20 protein-coding genes and 1 riboswitch are annotated in these 18,095 nt (G+C 67.0%); of the genes, 15 read left to right on the top strand and 5 right to left on the bottom strand.

Annotated features, from left to right (window positions below):
• Positions 1-12 precede the first annotated feature (12 nt).
• Both BMX93_RS10105 and BMX93_RS10100 read right to left on the bottom strand, forming a co-directional pair.
• On the bottom strand, positions 13-1,290 hold the full coding sequence (locus BMX93_RS10105; RefSeq protein ID WP_143052883.1) for a polysaccharide deacetylase family protein: 1,278 nt from the start codon (positions 1,288-1,290) through the stop codon (positions 13-15).
• Between the two features lie 78 nt (positions 1,291-1,368).
• The gene (locus tag BMX93_RS10100) at positions 1,369-2,538 is read right to left on the bottom strand and encodes an aminotransferase class I/II-fold pyridoxal phosphate-dependent enzyme (protein ID WP_091970681.1); all 1,170 of its coding nucleotides are present in this window, start codon (positions 2,536-2,538) and stop codon (positions 1,369-1,371) included.
• A 109-nt stretch (positions 2,539-2,647) separates the two neighbouring features.
• Between BMX93_RS10100 and BMX93_RS10095 the strand changes: the two genes are divergently transcribed.
• From BMX93_RS10095 to BMX93_RS10030, 15 genes are all read left to right on the top strand, one after another.
• Positions 2,648-3,100, top strand: a complete 453-nt coding sequence (locus BMX93_RS10095) for an S-ribosylhomocysteine lyase (RefSeq protein WP_177170181.1) — start codon at positions 2,648-2,650, stop codon at positions 3,098-3,100.
• A gap of 125 nt (positions 3,101-3,225) precedes the next feature.
• Complete coding sequence (locus BMX93_RS10090; protein ID WP_091970676.1) at positions 3,226-3,441, top strand: hypothetical protein; 216 nt, start codon at positions 3,226-3,228, stop codon at positions 3,439-3,441.
• A gap of 191 nt (positions 3,442-3,632) precedes the next feature.
• Positions 3,633-4,055, top strand: a complete 423-nt coding sequence (locus BMX93_RS10085; protein WP_091970674.1) for an organic hydroperoxide resistance protein — start codon at positions 3,633-3,635, stop codon at positions 4,053-4,055.
• Positions 4,052-4,828 carry an IclR family transcriptional regulator gene (locus BMX93_RS10080; protein ID WP_091970672.1) on the top strand — a complete coding sequence of 259 codons (777 nt, stop codon included), beginning with the start codon at positions 4,052-4,054 and terminating at the stop codon, positions 4,826-4,828. Before BMX93_RS10085 ends, BMX93_RS10080 begins: the two co-directional genes overlap by 4 nt.
• Positions 4,829-5,001: 173 nt before the next feature.
• Positions 5,002-5,643, top strand: a complete 642-nt coding sequence (locus BMX93_RS10075) for a bifunctional 4-hydroxy-2-oxoglutarate aldolase/2-dehydro-3-deoxy-phosphogluconate aldolase (protein ID WP_091970670.1) — start codon at positions 5,002-5,004, stop codon at positions 5,641-5,643.
• Between the two features lie 3 nt (positions 5,644-5,646).
• Positions 5,647-6,753 (top strand): sugar kinase, encoded by a 1,107-nt coding sequence (locus BMX93_RS10070; protein WP_091970668.1) that lies wholly within the window; start codon positions 5,647-5,649, stop codon positions 6,751-6,753.
• 198 nt (positions 6,754-6,951) lie between these two features.
• Entirely contained in the window at positions 6,952-8,499 is a 1,548-nt protein-coding gene (locus BMX93_RS10065; protein WP_245725823.1) for an MFS transporter, read from the top strand.
• Between the two features lie 40 nt (positions 8,500-8,539).
• Positions 8,540-8,672: riboswitch (FMN riboswitch) on the top strand.
• A 156-nt stretch (positions 8,673-8,828) separates the two neighbouring features.
• Positions 8,829-9,686 (top strand): ABC transporter permease, encoded by an 858-nt coding sequence (locus BMX93_RS13445; protein ID WP_281245666.1) that lies wholly within the window; start codon positions 8,829-8,831, stop codon positions 9,684-9,686.
• Positions 9,683-10,735: an ABC transporter substrate-binding protein gene (locus tag BMX93_RS10055; protein ID WP_091970664.1), complete on the top strand. Its 1,053-nt coding sequence runs from the start codon at positions 9,683-9,685 to the stop codon at positions 10,733-10,735. Before BMX93_RS13445 ends, BMX93_RS10055 begins: the two co-directional genes overlap by 4 nt.
• Positions 10,736-10,859: 124 nt before the next feature.
• The gene (locus BMX93_RS12775) at positions 10,860-11,039 is read left to right on the top strand and encodes a hypothetical protein (protein ID WP_143052882.1); all 180 of its coding nucleotides are present in this window, start codon (positions 10,860-10,862) and stop codon (positions 11,037-11,039) included.
• Positions 11,036-12,316 carry a homoserine O-acetyltransferase MetX gene (metX, locus tag BMX93_RS10050; RefSeq protein ID WP_091970662.1) on the top strand — a complete coding sequence of 427 codons (1,281 nt, stop codon included), beginning with the start codon at positions 11,036-11,038 and terminating at the stop codon, positions 12,314-12,316. The genes BMX93_RS12775 and metX overlap by 4 nt, the downstream gene beginning before the upstream one ends.
• A complete protein-coding gene (gene metW, locus BMX93_RS10045) occupies positions 12,313-12,954 on the top strand; it encodes a methionine biosynthesis protein MetW (protein WP_245725822.1) in 642 nt (213 codons plus the stop codon). Before metX ends, metW begins: the two co-directional genes overlap by 4 nt.
• Before the next feature lie 103 nt (positions 12,955-13,057).
• Complete coding sequence (locus BMX93_RS10040; protein WP_091970660.1) at positions 13,058-13,522, top strand: Lrp/AsnC family transcriptional regulator; 465 nt, start codon at positions 13,058-13,060, stop codon at positions 13,520-13,522.
• A 90-nt stretch (positions 13,523-13,612) separates the two neighbouring features.
• On the top strand, positions 13,613-15,256 hold the full coding sequence (gene lnt / locus BMX93_RS10035) for an apolipoprotein N-acyltransferase (protein WP_091970658.1): 1,644 nt from the start codon (positions 13,613-13,615) through the stop codon (positions 15,254-15,256).
• A gap of 66 nt (positions 15,257-15,322) precedes the next feature.
• The gene (locus tag BMX93_RS10030) at positions 15,323-16,123 is read left to right on the top strand and encodes a polyprenol monophosphomannose synthase (RefSeq protein WP_091970656.1); all 801 of its coding nucleotides are present in this window, start codon (positions 15,323-15,325) and stop codon (positions 16,121-16,123) included.
• A 40-nt stretch (positions 16,124-16,163) separates the two neighbouring features.
• Here the strand turns inward: BMX93_RS10030 and BMX93_RS10025 are convergent, their stop codons facing one another.
• The 3 genes from BMX93_RS10025 to BMX93_RS10015 form a co-directional block, all read right to left on the bottom strand.
• On the bottom strand, positions 16,164-16,502 hold the full coding sequence (locus BMX93_RS10025) for an RNA polymerase-binding protein RbpA (protein WP_091970654.1): 339 nt from the start codon (positions 16,500-16,502) through the stop codon (positions 16,164-16,166).
• A gap of 108 nt (positions 16,503-16,610) precedes the next feature.
• Positions 16,611-17,411 carry a glycerophosphodiester phosphodiesterase family protein gene (locus BMX93_RS10020; protein WP_091970652.1) on the bottom strand — a complete coding sequence of 267 codons (801 nt, stop codon included), beginning with the start codon at positions 17,409-17,411 and terminating at the stop codon, positions 16,611-16,613.
• 37 nt (positions 17,412-17,448) lie between these two features.
• Positions 17,449-18,054 (bottom strand): PGPGW domain-containing protein, encoded by a 606-nt coding sequence (locus BMX93_RS10015; protein ID WP_091970649.1) that lies wholly within the window; start codon positions 18,052-18,054, stop codon positions 17,449-17,451.
• Positions 18,055-18,095 lie beyond the last annotated feature (41 nt).

Here is an 18,095-nt window from a genome sequence, read left to right as displayed (position 1 = left end):
CGGGCTGCTGGCTCAGGGCGTCGGGATCGGCCGGGCCGGGTCGATGACCGAGCGGGTGTCGAAGAACCCGTCGAGCACGGTCGTCTTCCCGTCGAGCTCGCGCTGCATGGTGATGCCGTCCACGTTGATCCTCGCCTGCCGGTAGGAGTCCCTGGTCAGCTGGGCCCAGTACGGCCGGCTCGCGTCGATGGGGTAGTAGTACCGGAAGCCATCCTTGCGGAAGAAGTCGTACTTGGCATTGCCGGGGGCGTACTGCGCGAGCCCGCTGATGTCGGCACCGAATGGGAAGATCAGCTGAGGGGTGTCGCCGAGAATGGGTCGCACCTCGGCATCCCACAGCTTGGTGTCGGCCGTGATCTGGGCGAGGCTCGATTTGGTGGCGTTGATGTGTCCCCAGGTGTGCGAGGCGAAGGTCCAACCATCTGTCTTGAGCGCGGCGGCCACCGACGTGGCCTTCTGCTGCTCCTCACGCGTATGGGCGCTCTCGCCATAGCTCTTCACCGAAGAGCGGTACCCGAGCACCCCGTTGTAACCGGTGATGCCCAGGATGCCCTTGTCCCCGTGGTAGGCGAAATCCGGATGGGCCCTCACGAAACTGTCGACGACGGTCGGCACGTCGTAGTCACCCAGAACGGTCTTCCCGGACGCATCGGTGTAGGTATTCTCCACCTGGCCGCGATCGTCCACCGTGAAGTTCGAGGCGAATCCGGCCCCGATCATGTATTCGTAGTAGTTCTCGTCGTCGATCGACAGCACGAGGGGCTTCTTGCCGGCCGGTATCCGGATGGGACGATACGTGAGCGCGCCGGACGCGTCCGGCATCACATAGCGCGTGGGCTGGACGAGCACGAAGCCCCGATCGTAGATCTGCTGCAATTGCTTGGTGAATTCGTTGATCGTCACCATGTATTCCGCGAACCCCTTGCGCTGCTGTTGAGTGGGGGCGAATGCGCGCGCCGGATCGACGATCAGCGAATGGTAGAACAGATGTGAGATCGTGGAATTGTCGGGCCACTCCACTGCCGCGGCGTCCTGGGCATCGATGGTGGCCCGCAGCGAGGTCGCTTCGGGCGAGTTCGAGTCCTTGAGGGCTTGCCTGGCCCCTTCGTAGTCGTACTGCGCCAGCTTGAGTCGCGCGATGCCCAGCGCCGGGTCAGGAGTGGGAGAGGGGGTGGGGGTGACGGGACTTGCCCCCGTTGCCGCCCGCCCTGCCGCACCTGGTGCCGACTGCGCGCACCCCGCAACGAGAACGGACATGGTCAATGCGAGGCAGACGATGATGGATGACAAGGGAGATTTCTGGTCACTCAGCACGCGCTCAGGATAGTGAGAAGCAAGGCTCGACTCACCGATCCCCGCCCGGTCCGCTCACAGCCCACCGAGAAATGCGTCCAGCCTGCGCAGCGCTTCGGACAGTTTCTCCCGGCTCGCCGAGTACGACAGCCGCACATGCGTTGCCGCCGTGCTCGGCCCGAAATCCACGCCCGGGGTGAGGGCCACATGTGCCTCGCGGAGCACTCTCGTGCAGAACTGCGCCGAATCCAGACCCGTTCCCGAGACATCCATGTAGACATAGAACGCCCCATCGGGAGCGACCGGCACGGGAATGCCGAGCCGATCCAGGCCCTCGAGGACCAGATCGCGGCGAGCCCGGAACTCCGCACGCCGCGCGTCCAACAAGGCCAGCGTGGGTGGCGTGAAGCACTCGAGAGCGGCGCGCTGGGCCAGGACCGAGGGGCAGATGACATAGTTCTGGCTGAGCCTCTCGAGCGGCTCCACGAGCTCGGGCGGCACGATAGCCCAGCCGAGCCGCCAGCCGGTCATCCCGAAGAACTTCGAGAAGCTGTTGACCACCACCGCATCCGGGTCGATGTTCAGGACGCTGCGCCGAGAGCCCCCGGGGGCATCGCCGTCGGTGAGGTCGAGGTAGATCTCGTCGCATAGCAGCCACCCTGATCTTTCGCGGATGAGTCCGCTGAGCTGGCCCAGCTCGGCTGTCGACATGCAGCTGCCGGTCGGGTTCGCAGGGCTGGCCACCATGACCCCGCGGGTGCGTTCGCTCCACGAGCTCTCGACGAGCGCCGCGTCGAGCTGATAGCGCTGGGCGGGAACCGTGGGCAGCAGGCGCACCCGGGCACCGAATGCTTCGGCGATCTGCACATTGCACGGATAGGTCGGATCCGCCATGAGCACCTCGTCGCCGGGATCGACAAGCGCCGCCAGGGCGAGCAGCAGCGCCCCGGTGGCCCCGGAGGTCACGATGACGCGGCTCGGATCAATCTCGACGCCATGCCGAGCGCGGTAGAAGTCGGCGATCGCGGCGCGCAGCGGCGGCAGCCCCGCAGCTCCGGTATAGCCCAGTGACTGGTCCTTGAGCTGCGCCAAGGCGCCGAGGACTGCCGGGGCTGCACCGAAATCGGGCTCGCCCACGTTCAGGCAGATCACATCGGCGCCTTGAGCCGCGAGTTCGCTGGCCCGCTCGGCGACCTCCATCACGTGGAAGGGTGCGGCCTGCTGCGCCCGCCGGGAGATCTGCATGCTCGCTCCGTTCCTGAGTTTTGCTGGGACGCTACACCAGCGCTGGGCCCCAGTGGCGGCACAATGGTCGTGCCCTCAATCCCTCAAGGAGGTCGTTGTGCCCGAGCACATGAACGTGGAGAGCTTCAACCTCGACCATACGAAGGTGGCAGCCCCGTTCGTTCGCGTCGCGGACGTGAAGCACCTGCCGCACGGGGACACCCTCACCAAGTACGACATCCGCTTCTGCCAGCCCAATGAGGATCATCTCGACATGAAGGCAGTGCATTCGATCGAGCACTCCTTCGCCGAATGCGTGCGCAACCATAGCGATGCGGTCATCGACTTCGGCCCGATGGGCTGCCAGACCGGTTTCTACCTGATCCTTGCTGCGCATCCCAACGTGCCGGGCGTCTGCGCCCTGGTCGAGCAGACCTTCCGCGAGATCCTCGACCTGGACGCCGTGCCTGCGGCCAACGAGGTGCAGTGCGGGTGGGGTGCCCACCACAGCCTTGCGGCCGCCAAGGACGCGGTCCGCGTCATGCTGGGTCGACGTGCCGAGTGGGAACACGTGATGGCTTGACCGACAGGCGATCCTCGGCGCAGGCCGAGCTGCCCCGATGAGGCGGAGGGGACATCCAGATTCACCGAGAGCATCTTCGGCCCGCCACGCTGTGCCGCAGCGCACTCGTGGCCTACCGTTGATCCATGAGTGACAACGTCGTCAGATGCAATAATCCGTGGTGCCAGTCCACCAATGTCTCGGTGATCAGCGAGGTGGATCGCCTGCCCGATGGCGATGAGGCCGCCACCCCGGCAGGCAATCCTTCGTCACGTCCAGTGGCCATGCGCTGCGCGCAATGCGGTAAGGAATTCGTCCGGGAGGTGCCCACGACCTTCTTGGCGCAACGACCTGCCCGCTGAGGGCCCTGCCCGATGAGGGCTGCCGGCCTCGCTGTCGGCACCCTGAGGGCCGTTCCGCTGGCTGCCTTGGGTACTGGGCCAGTCTTGATACCGCACAGTGTGAATCGAACCTGCCGGCGGCGGAGCCCATCGAACCCGCCAAGGGGTTTCGATTCCGTGTTCTGTCATCGAGTGATCGAAAGGAATCAGGCATGGAAGCTCTCTACACAGCCGAGGCCCTGTCCACCGGAGGGGGACGCGACGGGCATGTCCGCACCGTCGATGGGCGTCTTGACACCGACATGGCTGCGCCCAAGGAAATGGGAGGCTCCGGCGCGGGACTGAACCCGGAGCTGCTGTTCGCCGCCGGCTACGCGGCCTGTTTCAACAGCGCGCTGCATGCGGTGGCGCGCAAGGAAGGTACCGCCCTGCGAGATGTCTCGGTCGGCTCGCGTGTATCGATCGGGGCGAACGATGCGGGTGGCTACCAGTTGCAGGTGGTCCTCGAGATCAACGTGCCCGGCCTTGATCACGAGGCCGCGGTGCGGCTCATCAACGACGCCGATCAGCTGTGTCCGTACTCCAACGCCCTTCGCGGGAATGTGGACATCACCCTCGACATCGTCGACGAGTGACGGACGCCCTGCCGCGCATTGAGTCGATCGACCGTGCTCTGGCGCTGCTGGACGCGCTGTCCCACGCAGGGGCGGAGGGCACCTCCCTGGCGAGCCTGTGCGCCGGTACCGCCATGAACAAGTCGACGGCCTACCGGGCGCTGGCCACGCTGCGCGCCCGCGGCTATGTCCGCCAGGACCGGGTGAACGGCAATTACGCGCTCGGCCCGGCGGCCCTCATGCTGGCCCGCCGCTATTCCTCGGGCGACTCGCTCGCCGCGAGCCTGCACCCGGCCCTGGTGGCGCTGTGCCGGCGGGCCGACGAGCTGGTGCATCTGGGAGTGCTCAATGGCGATCAGATCGTGTACGTGGACAAGGTCGAGCCTCAGCACGTCATCAGGGTGTGGTCGGAAGTCGGCCGCAGCGTGGCGGCGGCACGCACCTCGCTGGGCCTGGCGATCCTCGCCTACAGCGGGGTGGAGCGTCATCAGCTGTCCGCCTATCTTCACGACCCCCAGGTCGGCGCAGTCATCACCGAGGAGAAGCTGTGGGCAGCGCTCGACCATGCCCGCCTGCACGGCTATGCCTATGAGATCGGCCAGAACGAGCCCGGCATTGCCTGCTTCGGCGTGCCGCTGTTGCGTGCCGGAACTGCTGTAGGGGCCCTGAGCGTGACGACCTTCGCCGGCGCCCTCACGGCCTCTCGGCGCGCTGAGCTGGCGGCCCTCATGAAGGAGGTGGTGCCACCCTTGCTCACTGCGGGGCTGAGCCTGCCAGCAGCGCTGGGAGGCTGACCGATGTGGGGCCCTCGACAGGTCTGCGACAGGGCTCTTCACCGAGGACGTGTCCTAGACTGACCAGTGTTTCATTCACCAAACTGATCGTTTTACCTAGAGAAATAAACAGAAGTGGCTGGTGGCCAGCTCGCGCCCCAGCCATCTCGGCAATCCAGGAGGATCTCGCCCCAATGACTGACATCGCTAGCATCACCGCCCACCGCATCGTGCCGGTCGTCGTACTCAATGACGCGGCGAACGCCGACGGCCTCGCCCAGGCACTGGTGGCCGGGGGGCTGCCTGTGGCGGAGGTCACTTTCCGCACCCCTGCCGCCCAGCATTCCATCGAGATCATGGCCGAGCGCGGCGACATCCTCGTCGGTGCCGGTACGGTCATCACAGCACGCCAGGTCGACCAGGCCGTCGACGCCGGCGCGAGCTTCATCGTGAGCCCCGGCTACAGCCAGGAGGTGATCGACGAGTCGCGCGCGCTGGGCGTGCCCGTGCTGCCCGGCGTGGTGACCAGCACCGAGATCCTCTCAGCGCTGTCCGATGGCATGACGACGCTGAAGTTCTTCCCAGCCGGTGCCTTCGGGGGCGCCAAGACCGTCAAGGCCCTGTCTGCACCTTTCCCGCAGGTCACCTTCATCCCCACCGGCGGAGTCAACCTCGACAACGTCAACGACTATCTGTCCCTGTCATGCGTTCCCGCGGTGGGGGGCTCCTGGATGGTACCCGCCGACCTCGTCGACGCGCGTAGGTTCGACAATGTTCAGGAGCTCACCGCGGCTGCTGTCCGCGCCGTCGAGGGACCTGCTGTCGGAAAGGACTGACATATGACTGCCTCAATCACCCTGCGACCCTCCGGGTCGTCCACCTACGATGCCGTCGCCCTGGGCGAGGTGATGCTTCGGCTGGATCCGGGAGAGGGTCGCATCCGCACCGCCCGCGCGTTCCGGGCCTGGGAAGGTGGGGGCGAATACAACGTGGTCCGTGGCCTGCACAAGGTCTTCGGGCTGAAGTCCGCTGTGCTCACCGCGCTGGTGGACAACGAGGTGGGTCACCTCGTTGAGGACTTCATCGAAACGGGGGGAGTGAGCACCGAGCACATCTGCTGGGTGCCGAGCGACGGCGTAGGACGCACCGCCCGCAATGGCCTCAACTTCACCGAGCGCGGTTTCGGGGTACGGGGCAGCGTGGGCGCCTCCGATCGGGGCAATACGGCAATCTCCCAGGCCAAACCGGATGACTTCGAGCTCAACCGGTTGTTCGCCGACCAGGGTGTGCGGTGGCTGCACACCGGCGGGATCTACGCAGCGCTGTCCGAGCAGAGCGCCCAGACCTGTATCGATGTCGTGAAGACCGCCCACGAGAATGGCACGATCGTCTCCTACGACCTCAACTACCGTCCGAGCCTGTGGAAGTCGATCGGCGGCCAGGCCCGAGCCCAGGAGGTCAACCGGGAGATCGCCCCCTATGTCGACGTCATGATCGGCAACGAGGAGGACTTCACCGCGGCGCTTGGCTTCGAGGTCGAAGGCGTCGACGCGAATCTCACTGAGCTTCCCACCGACAAGTTCGGCGCGATGATCAAGCGGGTCGCGGCCAGTTATCCGAACTTCAAGGTCATCGCCACCACCCTGCGCGGCGTGCATTCCGCGTCGTCCAACGACTGGAGTGCGCTGGCCTGGAGCCCTGAGGACGGTCTCGTCCAGGCAACCCGTCGCGAGTCGATGGAGATCTTCGACCGTGTGGGCGGTGGCGATTCCTTCGCCTCCGGCCTGGTGTACGGGCTGTTGGCCGGTGAACCGCTGCAGACCTGTGTCGAGCTGGCCGCCGCCCATGGCGCCCTGGCCATGACCACCCCCGGTGACACCTCAATGGCCAGCAAGGCCGAGGTGTACAAGCTGGCCGGCGGCGGTAACGCCCGCGTGGACCGCTGAGCCGAACCGCTCCCGGTGGAATTGCCATCGCCCCCGGCAGTTCCACCGGGCGTCGGAGCTGCGCCTACGACCCTGGGTTGAAATCGCGTTCACAGCTTCCTTGCACCGCCTTCGTGCCATGAAACTGCCCAGCCGATGCATTAGGTTCTCTTCAGGTGCGGCCGCTGGGGGCGCGCCGGTGTGGAAGGCGGGCGCCCGGTGAGCAGAATCGACGAGGCCGCAGATCCTGCTGACAAGCGGCGTTGGCTCGGCTTGCTCGTCCTCTCACTGGCTTTGTTCATGGCATCGATGGACAACACCATCCTCAATGTCGCCCTGCCCAGCCTGGCCCGCGATCTCAGGGCCACCAACGACCAATTGCAATGGACGGTCGACGCCTATCAAGTGACCTACGCGGGTTTCCTCCTCGTCGCCGGCAGCCTCGTCGATCGCTGGGGACGCACCCGCACGTTCACCGCGGGGGTCATCGCGTTCGGCATCTGCTCGCTGGGCGCTGGGCTGTCCGGCAACACGAGCCTGCTCATCCTGGCCCGCGCCGTCACCGGTGTCGGCGCCGCGCTCCTGACCCCCTCCACCCTCGCCCTCATCTCGGTGCTGTTCCGCAAGCCCACCGAACGGACCACGGCCTTCGCCATCTGGTCGGCTGCCAATGGTGCCGGTGCAGCCGTCGGGCCGCTGCTCTCGGGCGCCTTGCTCGCTCATTTCCGCTGGGGCGCGATCTTCCTCATCAACGTCCCGGTCGCGGCGCTGTGCCTGATCGGTGTCTTCCTCTTCATCCCGCAGGTGGCGCCGGAAAGAGCCGACGAGAGCACCGACTGGCTCGGAGCGGCACTGTCAATCGGTGGACTGTGCGTCCTGTGCTGGGCAGTCATCTCGGCTCCGGGCCTGGGAATCGCCTCGCCCCCGATCATCGTCACCTTCCTCGCAGGGCTCGGCCTGATGGCTGCCTTCGTATGGTGGCAGGGCCGGGTACGAGAGCCGATCCTGCGCCTGAGCCTGTTCGGGCATCGCACCTTCGCCGTCTCAGTGGCGGTGTCGGGCCTTGTCACAGGAGGCGGCGCCGGAGCCCTGTTCGTCCTCACCCAGCTCCTGCAGTACGTTCTCGGCTTCACTCCCTGGCAGTCCGGACTGGCGATCATGCCGGTGGCCCTGACGATGCTCATCGGCGCGGTCATCGCCCCGAAGGCGCTGCGCGCCCTGGGGATCAAGCGTGCCGTGCTCGGAGGACTGCTGCTCGTCACGCTCGGATTTGCCTGGCTGGCCGCCACCCCCAACGAGGAGTCCTTCGCCCAGCTGCTGCCCGGGGCATTGTTCTTCGGGCTCGGCGCCGGAGTGCTCATGCCCGCCGCAACACAGGCCGTCATGGACTCGCTGCCCTCCGAATCGGAGGGGGCCGGATCGGCCACCAACAGCGCCCTCATGCAGGTGGGCAGCGCCATGGGGGTCGCGATCATCGGCAGCCTGCTCGCCGCGCGCTACCGGGGCGCAATGCAGACCGAGCCGCTTGTCGCCGCGCTTGATCCCCAGACCCGCGATGGGGTGCTCGCCTCGGTGGCCCAGGCCGTCGATCTGACCTTGGACCCCCGCTACGCCGACTTGCTGCCCCTGGTCAAGCAGAGCTTCGTCTCGGGCATGCGGATCGGATTGGGCGCCAGCGCTGTGGCCGTCGCGGCGGCCACCGTTGCCGTCATCGTCTTCTTCCCTTCCGAGCAGGACCGCCGCCGCGAGCAGGTGTCCACCCCCTGATTGAGCACAGCGGCGTGGGGCTATAGTGGCTTCAGCGTTTCAACGTGCCCGGGGTCGGTGAGAATCCGAACCGGCGGTGATAGTCCGCGAACCCTCACCCAGTTCACTGGGGCAGGGCCGATCCGGTGGAATTCCGGTACCGACGGTCAAAGTCCGGATGGGAGAGCACGTGGGACACGCGTGCTGCGTTGTCATGGCCCTGTGAGGGCGCCCTCGGGTGTCCGGATGTCATGTCGGCGTGCCTCGTGTCGCACCCCCGGTCGTCGTTGACCGGGAAAGGGTGGACACCGAATATGAGCCGCATCCGCAGCCGTGGCCGACAGGCTCCGATGAGTGCGCGCATCGTCGCACCCTTGGTGCTGGGCCTTCTGGTGCTGACGGGCTGGCACCTGCTGGCGGCATCCCAGACGATCGCGAGCACATTCCTGCCCAGCCCCTCGGATGTGTGGAAGCGGCTCACGCACGACCTGGTGCACGGCTCCCTGTTGGCCAGCACTGCCGTCACACTGGGGGAGGCCGCCATGGGCTGTCTCATCGCCACTGTCATCGCCCTGCCGCTGGGCTATCTCATCGCCGGCTCCCATCTCGCCCAGGCAGCCTTCTTCCCCTATCTCGCCGCATCCCAGGCCGTTCCCGCTGTCGCACTGGCGCCGCTGCTGGTGATCTGGGTGGGCTACGGCATCGTGCCGATCGCCCTGCTGTGCGCGCTCATCGTCTTCTTCCCCCTCGTGCTCGCCACCGTGCTGGGCGTGCGCGGTATCGACCCAGATGTCGTGGAGGCCGCCGAACTCGACGGCGCGTCCGGCTGGGCCATGCTGTGGTCCATCGAGGCGCCACTGGCCAGACCCGTCCTGCTCACCGGCATCCGCAATGGCTTCACGCTGTCGGTCACCGGCGCCGTCGTGGGGGAGTTCGTCATGGGCGGCAAGGGGCTCGGCCTGCTCGTCTCGGTCGAGAGCGCATCGGCCGACACCACCGGGCTGTTCGCCACGCTCATCGTGCTGTGCACGCTGGCCGTTGCCGTCCACCAGGGCCTCGTCCTCGTGGAGCACCTCACAGATCCCTATCGCCTGCCCAGATCCCGGTCCCGCACTGGGGCCCTGCCGCAGCAGGTGGACACACTCCCCCTTTCCATCCCGGCGGCGTCCAGGGGGAACGCCACGCAACCCGAGGAACTGGTCGCATGAAAGCCTCACGCAGCAGGTCTGTGGAATCCATCGCCGCCCCGGCACCGAACAGGCGGCGAAACAGCAGGCGGCTGGCAGTCGTTCTCCTGGTCCTGACGGCGCTGCTGGCAGGGTGTTCGGCAGGTTCCGGATCGGCGCCGCAGTCCTCCGGGAGCGCCGCGAAGGCGCTGACCATAGGGCTCACCTACACCCCAGACATCCAGTTCGCCCCCTTCTATGTTGGCGTCGAGAAGGGATTCTTCGCCGATGAAGGCCTCCACGTGACGCTGCGCCACCACGGCGCCTCCGAATCGCTCACCGGCGCCCTGCAGGCCGGGGAGGAGAACGTGGTCTATGCCGGTGGGGACGAGATGATGGTCTCACGCTCCCAGGGCGTCGACGTGGTCAGCTTCGCCACCCTGTACCAGACCTATCCCGCCGAACTCATCGTTCCAGCCGACTCGCCGATCACCCGTCCCGAGGACCTCAAGGGCCACAGTGTGGGGCTGCCCGGCGAATACGGGCAGAACTGGTATGCGCTGCTCGCACTCCTCAAGCAGGCAGGACTGAGCCGCTCGGATGTGAACATCCAATCCATCGGCTTCACCCAGCAGGCTGCCCTGACCAGCCACAAGGTGGACTCCGTGCTTGGCTTCTCCAACAATGACGCGGTGAAATTCCGGCAGGCCGGATTCGCCATTCGCGAGATCCGACTTGCCCCCGACGCCGCTCTGGTCGGTGCCGGGCTGGGGGCCTCGGCGGCCACCGTCAAGGATCGCAGAGCTGACCTCCAGGCCCTCATCCGTGGACTCGCCAGGTCGATCGCCTATTGCCGAACCAATCCCGACGACACTGTGGCGATCGCCGCGAAGTACGTTCCGACGCTGAGTACGCAGGCACAGAAGGACGCCGCGAAAGCCGTTCTGGAGGCCACCAATTCGCTCTACGGAGACAACATCGGCCAGCAGGACCCCCAGCGCTGGAGCGATATGTCCGCCTTCCTGCTCGCCTCCGGCATCATGACCCGGGCCGTGCAGCCGGGCGATGCCTTCACCAGCCTGGCCCCCTGATCGCGCCGGGCACGGAGGCACCCGGCCCGCGCCATCTCGAAGTGTGGCGGATGGCTGCGCGTCGACTAGCCTTGTTGGCGTCGGACGTCATGACCGCAGGGCGCCCGCGGAACAGGAGATTTCCATGACGATCCAGGTTCAGACGCGTCCGCAGCGTCCGGGTTCATCCCCGGTTGCCGGGCCGATGAGCATGGACATGGAGATGCCCGACTCCGCAGGTCACTGTCCCCGGTCCACGCCCGCCCGCGCCCTTCCCCGCGTTGGCGCCCTGGTGTGCGCCAACGTCGGGGGAGAGCGGGCATGACATCGTCCTATTCCTTCGATCCGGCTGAGCTGGTCGAAACACAATCCGTCGAGCTGTTCGACGCCGATCACCCGCTGTGCCTCGTCCAGGGCGGAACCCTGCCCGGCATCACGGTGGCCTACGAGACCTACGGGACCCTCAACGATGCCGGTGACAATGCCATCTACATCTGTCATGCGCTGACCGGGGATGCCCATGCCAGTGGCTGGCACGACGGTGACACCCGCCCTGGCTGGTGGCACAACCTCATCGGGCCCGGCCGTGCCGTCGACACCCGTCGCTGGTTCGTCGTGGCGTCCAATCTGCTCGGTGGATGCCAGGGAACCACCGGCCCTTCCAGCATCAATCCGCAGACCGGCAAGCCCTACGGGATGGACTTCCCGCTGCTCGACATGCATGATTTCGTCACCGTGCACCGTGCCCTCCTGGCGCATCTGGGGGTACGTCATCTGCACGCCGCCGTCGGTGGCTCGCTGGGAGGCATGCAGGTGCTCGACTGGGCACTGAGCCACCCGGAGGACATGGATGATGCCGTTGTCGTTGCCAGCTCGAGTCGGCTGACCGCCCAGAACATCGCGTTCAGCGCAGTGGGCCGGGAGGCGATCATGCGCGACGAGAACTTCGACGGCGGCCACTTCGCCGAGCATCATCTCAATCCCGATGTGGGTCTGGCGGTGGCCCGGATGATGGCCCACATCACCTACACGAGCGAGGAGGGTTTCGAGGAGAAGTTCGGACGACGCCCGCAGTTCGATGCGGCCACCCGGGGCTTCGGTGTGGATTTCGCGGTGGAGAGCTATCTGGACCACCAGGGCAGCGTATTCATCACCCGCTTTGACGCCCTGAGCTATCTCTACCTCACCCGCGTCATGGACTATTTCGACCCCTTCGCCGATCCCCTGGCGCTGAGCCGGGTGCAGGCTTCGCCGGTGAACTTCCTGGTCATGAGCTTCGACTCGGACTGGCGCTTCGGAACCCAGCATTCCCGCCGCATCGTGCGCCATCTGCTGGCCGGTGGTCTGCCGGTCTCGTTCCGGGAGATCCATGCACCCTGGGGCCATGACTCCTTCCTGCTCAAGATCGACCCCTATCTCGACACCGTCCGCGCCTTCCTGGAACGTCGCCAGGTACACCGATCGGCCACGCATGGGCAGTCTCGCCCGCACTCGAGGCACCCCCGGCCGTCGCAGCTGGCGCGACCCCGGGTGGACGAGATGGCGAGCCAGTCAGCTGTGCCAAGCCCGCTGCGGCACCGGCTGGCCCAGGAGGCACAGTGACCGACAGCTATGACCGGGCTCAGGGTGTGCTGTTGCGCCAGGACCTGCAGTGGGTGGCCTCGCTCATCGAGGCCGGCAGCAATGTGCTGGATCTGGGCTGCGGCGACGGAGAACTCCTCGAGTACCTCATGAGTACGCGCGGTTGTCGTGGCACCGGCGTCGAACGCGACCCGCAAGCCGTCCTCCAGGCGATCTCGCGAGCCGTCCCGGTGGTCGAACTCGACCTCGACGTCCAACTGGGCGAGTTCGGCGACGACTCGTTCGATGTCGTCGTGCTCTCGCGCACCCTGCAGGCGGTGGTGCGGCCGAAGGAGGTGCTGCAGCAGATGCGGCGGATCGCCCAGCGGATGATCGTCACCATGCCCAACTTCGGATACTGGCGCCATCGGCTTCGGCTGCTCGGCGGCAAGATGCCGCAGAGCAAGGACCTGCCCTACAGCTGGTACGACACGCCCAATCTGCATCACACGACGCTGCTCACCCTCGAGGAGCTCTTCGACGACGTTGGCCTCGCGGTGCGGCGCAGGATCCCCCTCAACGGCGACGGGCGCCCGCCGAGACTGCCGATCGGCTGGACGCAGCGCTCGGCGAATCTGCTGGCCGGCTCGGCGATCTACGTGCTGGAGCGCCGGACCTGAGGGGCATGCGGCGCCCAGAGCACAGTGGGGGAGCACAGCGCATCGCGTTGCACGATGTGGTCGTGCCCGGGGCGGGCGGCCAGCTTCTGCCAGCATGTGGGCTATGGAGTCGACTGATCAGCACATCCTTGCGCTCCTGGCGCGTGACGGGCGGATGTCCTTCACCGACATCGGGCGCCAGACGGGATTGTCGACCTCCGCAGCCCAACAGCGTGTCCGCAGACTCGAGCAACGCGGTGTGATCCGCGGCTACCGTGCCGAGATCGACGAGTCGGCGCTGGGACGCTCGCTCATGGCGATCATCCAGATCCGCCCGCACGGCGAAAGCTCCCAGGATGTGGAGTCGGTGCTGGAATCGATGCCCCAGCTGGGGAGTTGCTTCTCCGTCGCCGGAGCAGCGAGCTATGTCTGCCTGGCCGAGGTGGGCAGCCCCCACGAACTGGACGACCTGCTCACCGAGATCCGCGAACGCGCGAAGGTGAACACCGCCACGACCGTGGTGCTGCGCACCCTGTTCCACGATCGCCCGCCTCTGGACGTGCCGGTCACCCAGCGCTCCGGCTCCTGACCGGGCGCCCTCGCGAGCCACCGGTTCGCCGGTCTGACCGACCCTCCGCACGAGGCCTTGTGCGTCATCGGCCGCTGGTAGCGTGGCAGCGTGATCTCAGCGGCCCGGACCAGCCCATGGGGCGTTCTCCTCGTCAGTGCGCGGCGTCGGCCCGTCACGCTGCCCTGGTGGATCTCCACGCTGCTCTCCGCTCTGGCCGGTGCCCTGGTGGGTCTGGCGTTCCAGCCTTACGGGCTGTGGTTCACGGCACCCTTCGGCGTGGCCCTGCTGTGCTGGCTGACCCGCCAGCGCCGTGCTCGGCGCGCTGCGTGGAGTGGCTTCGTGGCCGGTCTGGTCATGCTGGCCCTCACGGTGAGCTGGGAGTACGTCGTGGGCTGGTGGATGCCCCTTCTCCTGGTGCCCTTCCTGTCGCTGTGGACGCTGCTCACCGGCGTGGTCCAGCATCTCGTCCAGCGGGTGCGGGGCTGGCCGCTGTGGGCTGCCGGGGCGTGGACGCTCGCCGAGGCGCTGGGCCAGCGCATTCCCTTCGGCGGATTTGCCTGGAGCCGCCTGGGATTCACGACTCCCGATCAACCGCTCGGCGGTTGGTTGTGGGTCATCGGCGTCACCGGCGTCGGCTGGCTCGTGGCGCTCGTGGGAACCCTGCTCCTTGCTGCGTTCGACGGCTTCGCCGCATGGCGCCACGCCGATCTCCCCGGCACGGGGTCGGCACTCTCACGTCGGCCCCTGGGCCGGGGACTGGCGGCGCTGACGGCAACAGCGCTGCTCTTCGGCTCTGGCGCGCTGCTGGCCCGGGCGCCGGGGCCGATCAGTGCCCAGGGCTCCATCTCCGTGGCCACGGTGCAGGGCGATGTGGATGGCTCGGCGGGGCCGCACACCATGGGCTATGCCCGCTCCGTGACCGACAACCACCTGTCCGAGACGATCATGGCGATGGCGAGGGCACGTACTGGTGTTGACCCGATGCCCGACTTCGTGCTGTGGCCGGAGAACTCAACCGACATGGATCCCAACGACGACCCCCAGACGGCGCAGATCCTCGACGATGCCCAGCTCATTGCCGGGCGCCCGATGTTCGTCGGCGCCGTGACGGACGGGCCGGGCGAGGACGGACGCCAGACCACCGGCCTGTGGTGGACCGAGCAGGGTGAGACCGCCCGCTACGCCAAACGCAACGCCGTGCCATTCGGGGAATTCACTCCGATGAAGAAGCTTGTCTTCGCCCTCGTGCCGATGGCTCGAGAGGTGGGGCGGCAGACGGTCGAGGGGACCAGCCCCGGAGTGATCGACGGGCAGCTCAACGGCGGGCGCACGGTGCGCGTCGGCGACATCATCTGCTATGAGCTGGCCTTCGATTCCACCGTCTACGACACCGAGCGACATGGTGCCCAGGTCATCACCGTGCAGTCCAACAATTCCACCTACACCGGCACCATGCAGCCGCTCCAGCAGTTCGCCATCACCCGCGTCCGCGCGATGGAGATGCGCCGCGAGATTGTCGTGGCGACCACCAACTCCTTCTCCGGCCTCATCGACGGCAGAGGCAGGGTGCTCGCGCGCAGCGCCGAGGCCAGTGCGTATTCCCAGACGTTCACCGTGCCACTGCGCTCGGGCACAACTCCCGCCATGTGGGTCGGTCCGGCAATCGAGCTTGTCATCTCGATCCTCACGGCTCTGGCCGGAGTCATCGGCGCCGTAGGCGCCCGGCGGGGAGTCACCAGCCCTCAGGGCTAGACTGTCCGGGTCCCCGCACCGAAGCCGCGGCGGGCCAGCGATGAGTAACTGCGCGAACGGAGCATCATGACCGTCACTCCTCCTCCCCTCGGGGCAGTTCTGGTGATCATTCCCACCTACAACGAGGCCCAGAACATCGAGGCGATCACCGCGCGGCTGCGTGCGGCGGTTCCTGACGCCGATGTCCTCGTCGCCGACGACAACTCCCCGGACGGCACGGGCCAGATCGCCGACCGGCTGGCCAGCGCCGACAGCCACGTCCATGTGCTCCACCGCGAGGGCAAGGCAGGCCTGGCAGCCGCATATGTGGCCGGTTTCCACTGGGGACTCGAGCACGGCTACGGGGCACTCGTCGAGATGGACGCGGACGGATCGCATCAGCCGGAGTTCCTGCCCGCCATCCTCGACCGGCTCGCCAGCGCCGACATGGTCAAGGGTTCGCGCTGGATGGCGGGAGGTGAAGTGGTCGACTACGGCGCCCGACGTGAATGGCTGTCGCGCTTGGCCAACATCTATGTGCAGGCCGCAATGAACATCCCGGTGCGCGATGCGACGGGCGGATTCAATGCCTTCCGCGCCGAGGCCCTCCGCGCCATCGACATCGACTCGGTGGCCTCCAAGGGATACACCTTCCAGGTCGACCTCACACGTCGGGTTCTGGAGGCTGGCGGCACGGTGGCGGAGGTGCCGATCAGCTTCCCCGATCGCAGGCTCGGCGAATCGAAGATGACCGGAACCATCATCGGCGAGGCCCTCGTGCGCACCACGGTGTGGGGAGCCGAGCGCCGCGGTGCCCAGCTGTGCGCGCTGGCCGAGAAGCTCTCGGGGCCGGTGAGGAGGAAGCTCGCCGGACACGACCGGCGCTGAGCCACCGCCTCGCGGCTCCCGGAGGGCGGCGAGGAGAAGCTCAGTAGTGGGGGATCTTGCGGATCACTTCGAGGCGTTCGGCGAGCAGTTCCTCCAGCTCCGGGATGGAGCGGCGCTCCAGGAGCATGTCCCAGTGGGTGCGCGGCGGCTTGGTCTCCTTGTCCTCCGGTTTGGTGCCGTCGCTGCGGACAGCCGTTGCTCCGCACCGTGGGCACTCCCACTCGACCGGTAACTCCGCCTCGGTCGAGAAGGTCATCTCGAAGTGGTGCCCCTTGGGGCAGTCAAAACCCAGCACCTTTCGTGCCGCGAACTCGACACCTTCCTCGTCCTCGAAGCTCTTGGCCCCGAGACCCATGCCGCGTAATGCTCGATCTGCCATGTCAACTCCTTGTCCAGGACGTGCTCGTCATGCATGTGCGATCGCCCCATGCCCGTGCGGCCGGGAGAGCGCATAGGCACAACGCGCCACGCCGGTCATTCTGTTCCTTCAACTCCACTGGCCACGCCCGGCCACGACGCGCCTGAGCACGTCGATCCGATTCGAGACGATACCGTCCACACCGGCGTCGATGAGCTCGGTCATTTCCTGCTGGCCGTCAACAGTCCACAGGTGGACGCGCATGTCGCGTTCGCGTGCCACCGAGCGCAGCCAGGCGGTGAGAACCGGTACCCGGAGGGGCCCGATCCACTGAGTCCGGGGAATCTGGAAGGCCTGGACTCCGGCGTTGATCAGCCTGGGAAGCCAGGGTACATAGGCGGACCAAGCCACCGCATCCATGGACGCCGCGGTCGCCACCGTGGGGCCCATCAGTCTACGAAAGCGTAGCAGGCGCGTTGGGCTGAAACTCGCCACGCACACCCTTGCCTGGGCCCGGTGACGCCGAATGGCGTCCACCAGCGGAACAATTGCGTTCTCCTGCTTGATGTCGATGTTGATCCTGGTCTGCGGCAGGGCCTCGAAGACCTCGTCCATGGTGGGAATGGGCTCGGTACCGCCGATCAGTGCCCGGCGCACCTGGCTGAACGGCAACTCGCTGACTGCTCCGCGACGATCGGTCACCCGGTCGAGGTGCTCGTCGTGGAGGGCGATGAGCACGCCATCGCTTGTCGCGTGCACGTCTGTCTCCACATAGCGGTATCCCAGGTCCCCAACGGCATGTTCGAAGGCCCTCAGGCTGTTCTCCAGCGGGGCCGGGCAGTGCTCGTCCCAGCCGCCACGGTGTGCCAATGCCGCGAAGGGAGTGTCGAAATACTCGAATCTGGTGGCATTGGCGCGCGGTGAAGACACGTGCCAAGTGTGCTCGCCCGGCCCGGCGGGCGCCAGTTCAGCCGGGCACCCCGGGCAGGTGACCCAAGGCCGCGCCGAGCCACCCGGGCAGCCAGTCGGGCACCCCGACGATCACGAGGCCGAGCCAGGCAGCCAGTGCCACCATGACGCCGACGGCGGTGAAGAACAGGGCCTGTACCGGGGTCGGCAATCGGCGCAGTTGCCGAAGGAATCTCATCGCCTGCACGGTGAGAATGTGCGCCCACCGGAACTCGCTGGCCAGCACTGCCAGGCCGGCGAGCATGAGGGGAGTGCCACCGGGGCCCGGCAGCCAACCGAGCAGCAGGGAAGCAATGACGAGGCTGGTACCGAACGCACCCACCCCGGTGCGGTACACGAGCAGGGTGGCCGGATTGGCGCGGATGCGGGCCCGCCAGGCGAAACGCTCCCTGCGGGGAATGTCCTGCCGGGGCAGGGCGGGCCGGATGCCGTGGGGAGTGAGCCGACCGGGCGGGCGAACTCTCGCTCCGGGCGATGCCGGCCCGCCGGACGTCGGTGCGGTGCCCGTTGGCGCGGTCCCCGCTGACGCGGTTCCTCTGGGCGCACTGCTCGTCGACGCGGGGCATGATGCGGGGCGCACGGCACTCATCTCGGCGGCAGACATGGATCCATGCTGCCAGGCCGAAGTGTCGCGAGCTCGCGGTG

The sequence above is a fragment of the Propionibacterium cyclohexanicum genome, assembly GCF_900111365.1.
Taxonomy (GTDB): Bacteria; Actinomycetota; Actinomycetes; order Propionibacteriales; family Propionibacteriaceae; genus Propionibacterium; species Propionibacterium cyclohexanicum.
The sequence above is the reverse complement of the archived record's forward strand: the minus strand, read 5'-3'. Positions and strand labels throughout refer to the sequence as shown.

Excerpts from the sequence above, each read along its gene's own strand:
- BMX93_RS10100 (WP_091970681.1), bottom strand. The coding sequence starts at position 2,538 with ATGCAGATCTCCCGGCGGGCGCAGCAGGCCGCACCCTTCCACGTGATG.
- BMX93_RS10095 (WP_177170181.1), top strand. The coding sequence starts at position 2,648 with ATGAACGTGGAGAGCTTCAACCTCGACCATACGAAGGTGGCAGCCCCG.
- BMX93_RS10090 (WP_091970676.1), top strand. The coding sequence starts at position 3,226 with ATGAGTGACAACGTCGTCAGATGCAATAATCCGTGGTGCCAGTCCACC.
- BMX93_RS10085 (WP_091970674.1), top strand. The coding sequence starts at position 3,633 with ATGGAAGCTCTCTACACAGCCGAGGCCCTGTCCACCGGAGGGGGACGC.
- BMX93_RS10075 (WP_091970670.1), top strand. The coding sequence starts at position 5,002 with ATGACTGACATCGCTAGCATCACCGCCCACCGCATCGTGCCGGTCGTC.
- BMX93_RS10070 (WP_091970668.1), top strand. The coding sequence starts at position 5,647 with ATGACTGCCTCAATCACCCTGCGACCCTCCGGGTCGTCCACCTACGAT.
- BMX93_RS13445 (WP_281245666.1), top strand. The coding sequence starts at position 8,829 with ATGAGTGCGCGCATCGTCGCACCCTTGGTGCTGGGCCTTCTGGTGCTG.
- BMX93_RS10055 (WP_091970664.1), top strand. The coding sequence starts at position 9,683 with ATGAAAGCCTCACGCAGCAGGTCTGTGGAATCCATCGCCGCCCCGGCA.
- BMX93_RS12775 (WP_143052882.1), top strand. The coding sequence starts at position 10,860 with ATGACGATCCAGGTTCAGACGCGTCCGCAGCGTCCGGGTTCATCCCCG.
- metX (WP_091970662.1), top strand. The coding sequence starts at position 11,036 with ATGACATCGTCCTATTCCTTCGATCCGGCTGAGCTGGTCGAAACACAA.
- BMX93_RS10040 (WP_091970660.1), top strand. The coding sequence starts at position 13,058 with ATGGAGTCGACTGATCAGCACATCCTTGCGCTCCTGGCGCGTGACGGG.
- BMX93_RS10030 (WP_091970656.1), top strand. The coding sequence starts at position 15,323 with ATGACCGTCACTCCTCCTCCCCTCGGGGCAGTTCTGGTGATCATTCCC.
- BMX93_RS10025 (WP_091970654.1), bottom strand. The coding sequence starts at position 16,502 with ATGGCAGATCGAGCATTACGCGGCATGGGTCTCGGGGCCAAGAGCTTC.
- BMX93_RS10015 (WP_091970649.1), bottom strand. The coding sequence starts at position 18,054 with ATGTCTGCCGCCGAGATGAGTGCCGTGCGCCCCGCATCATGCCCCGCG.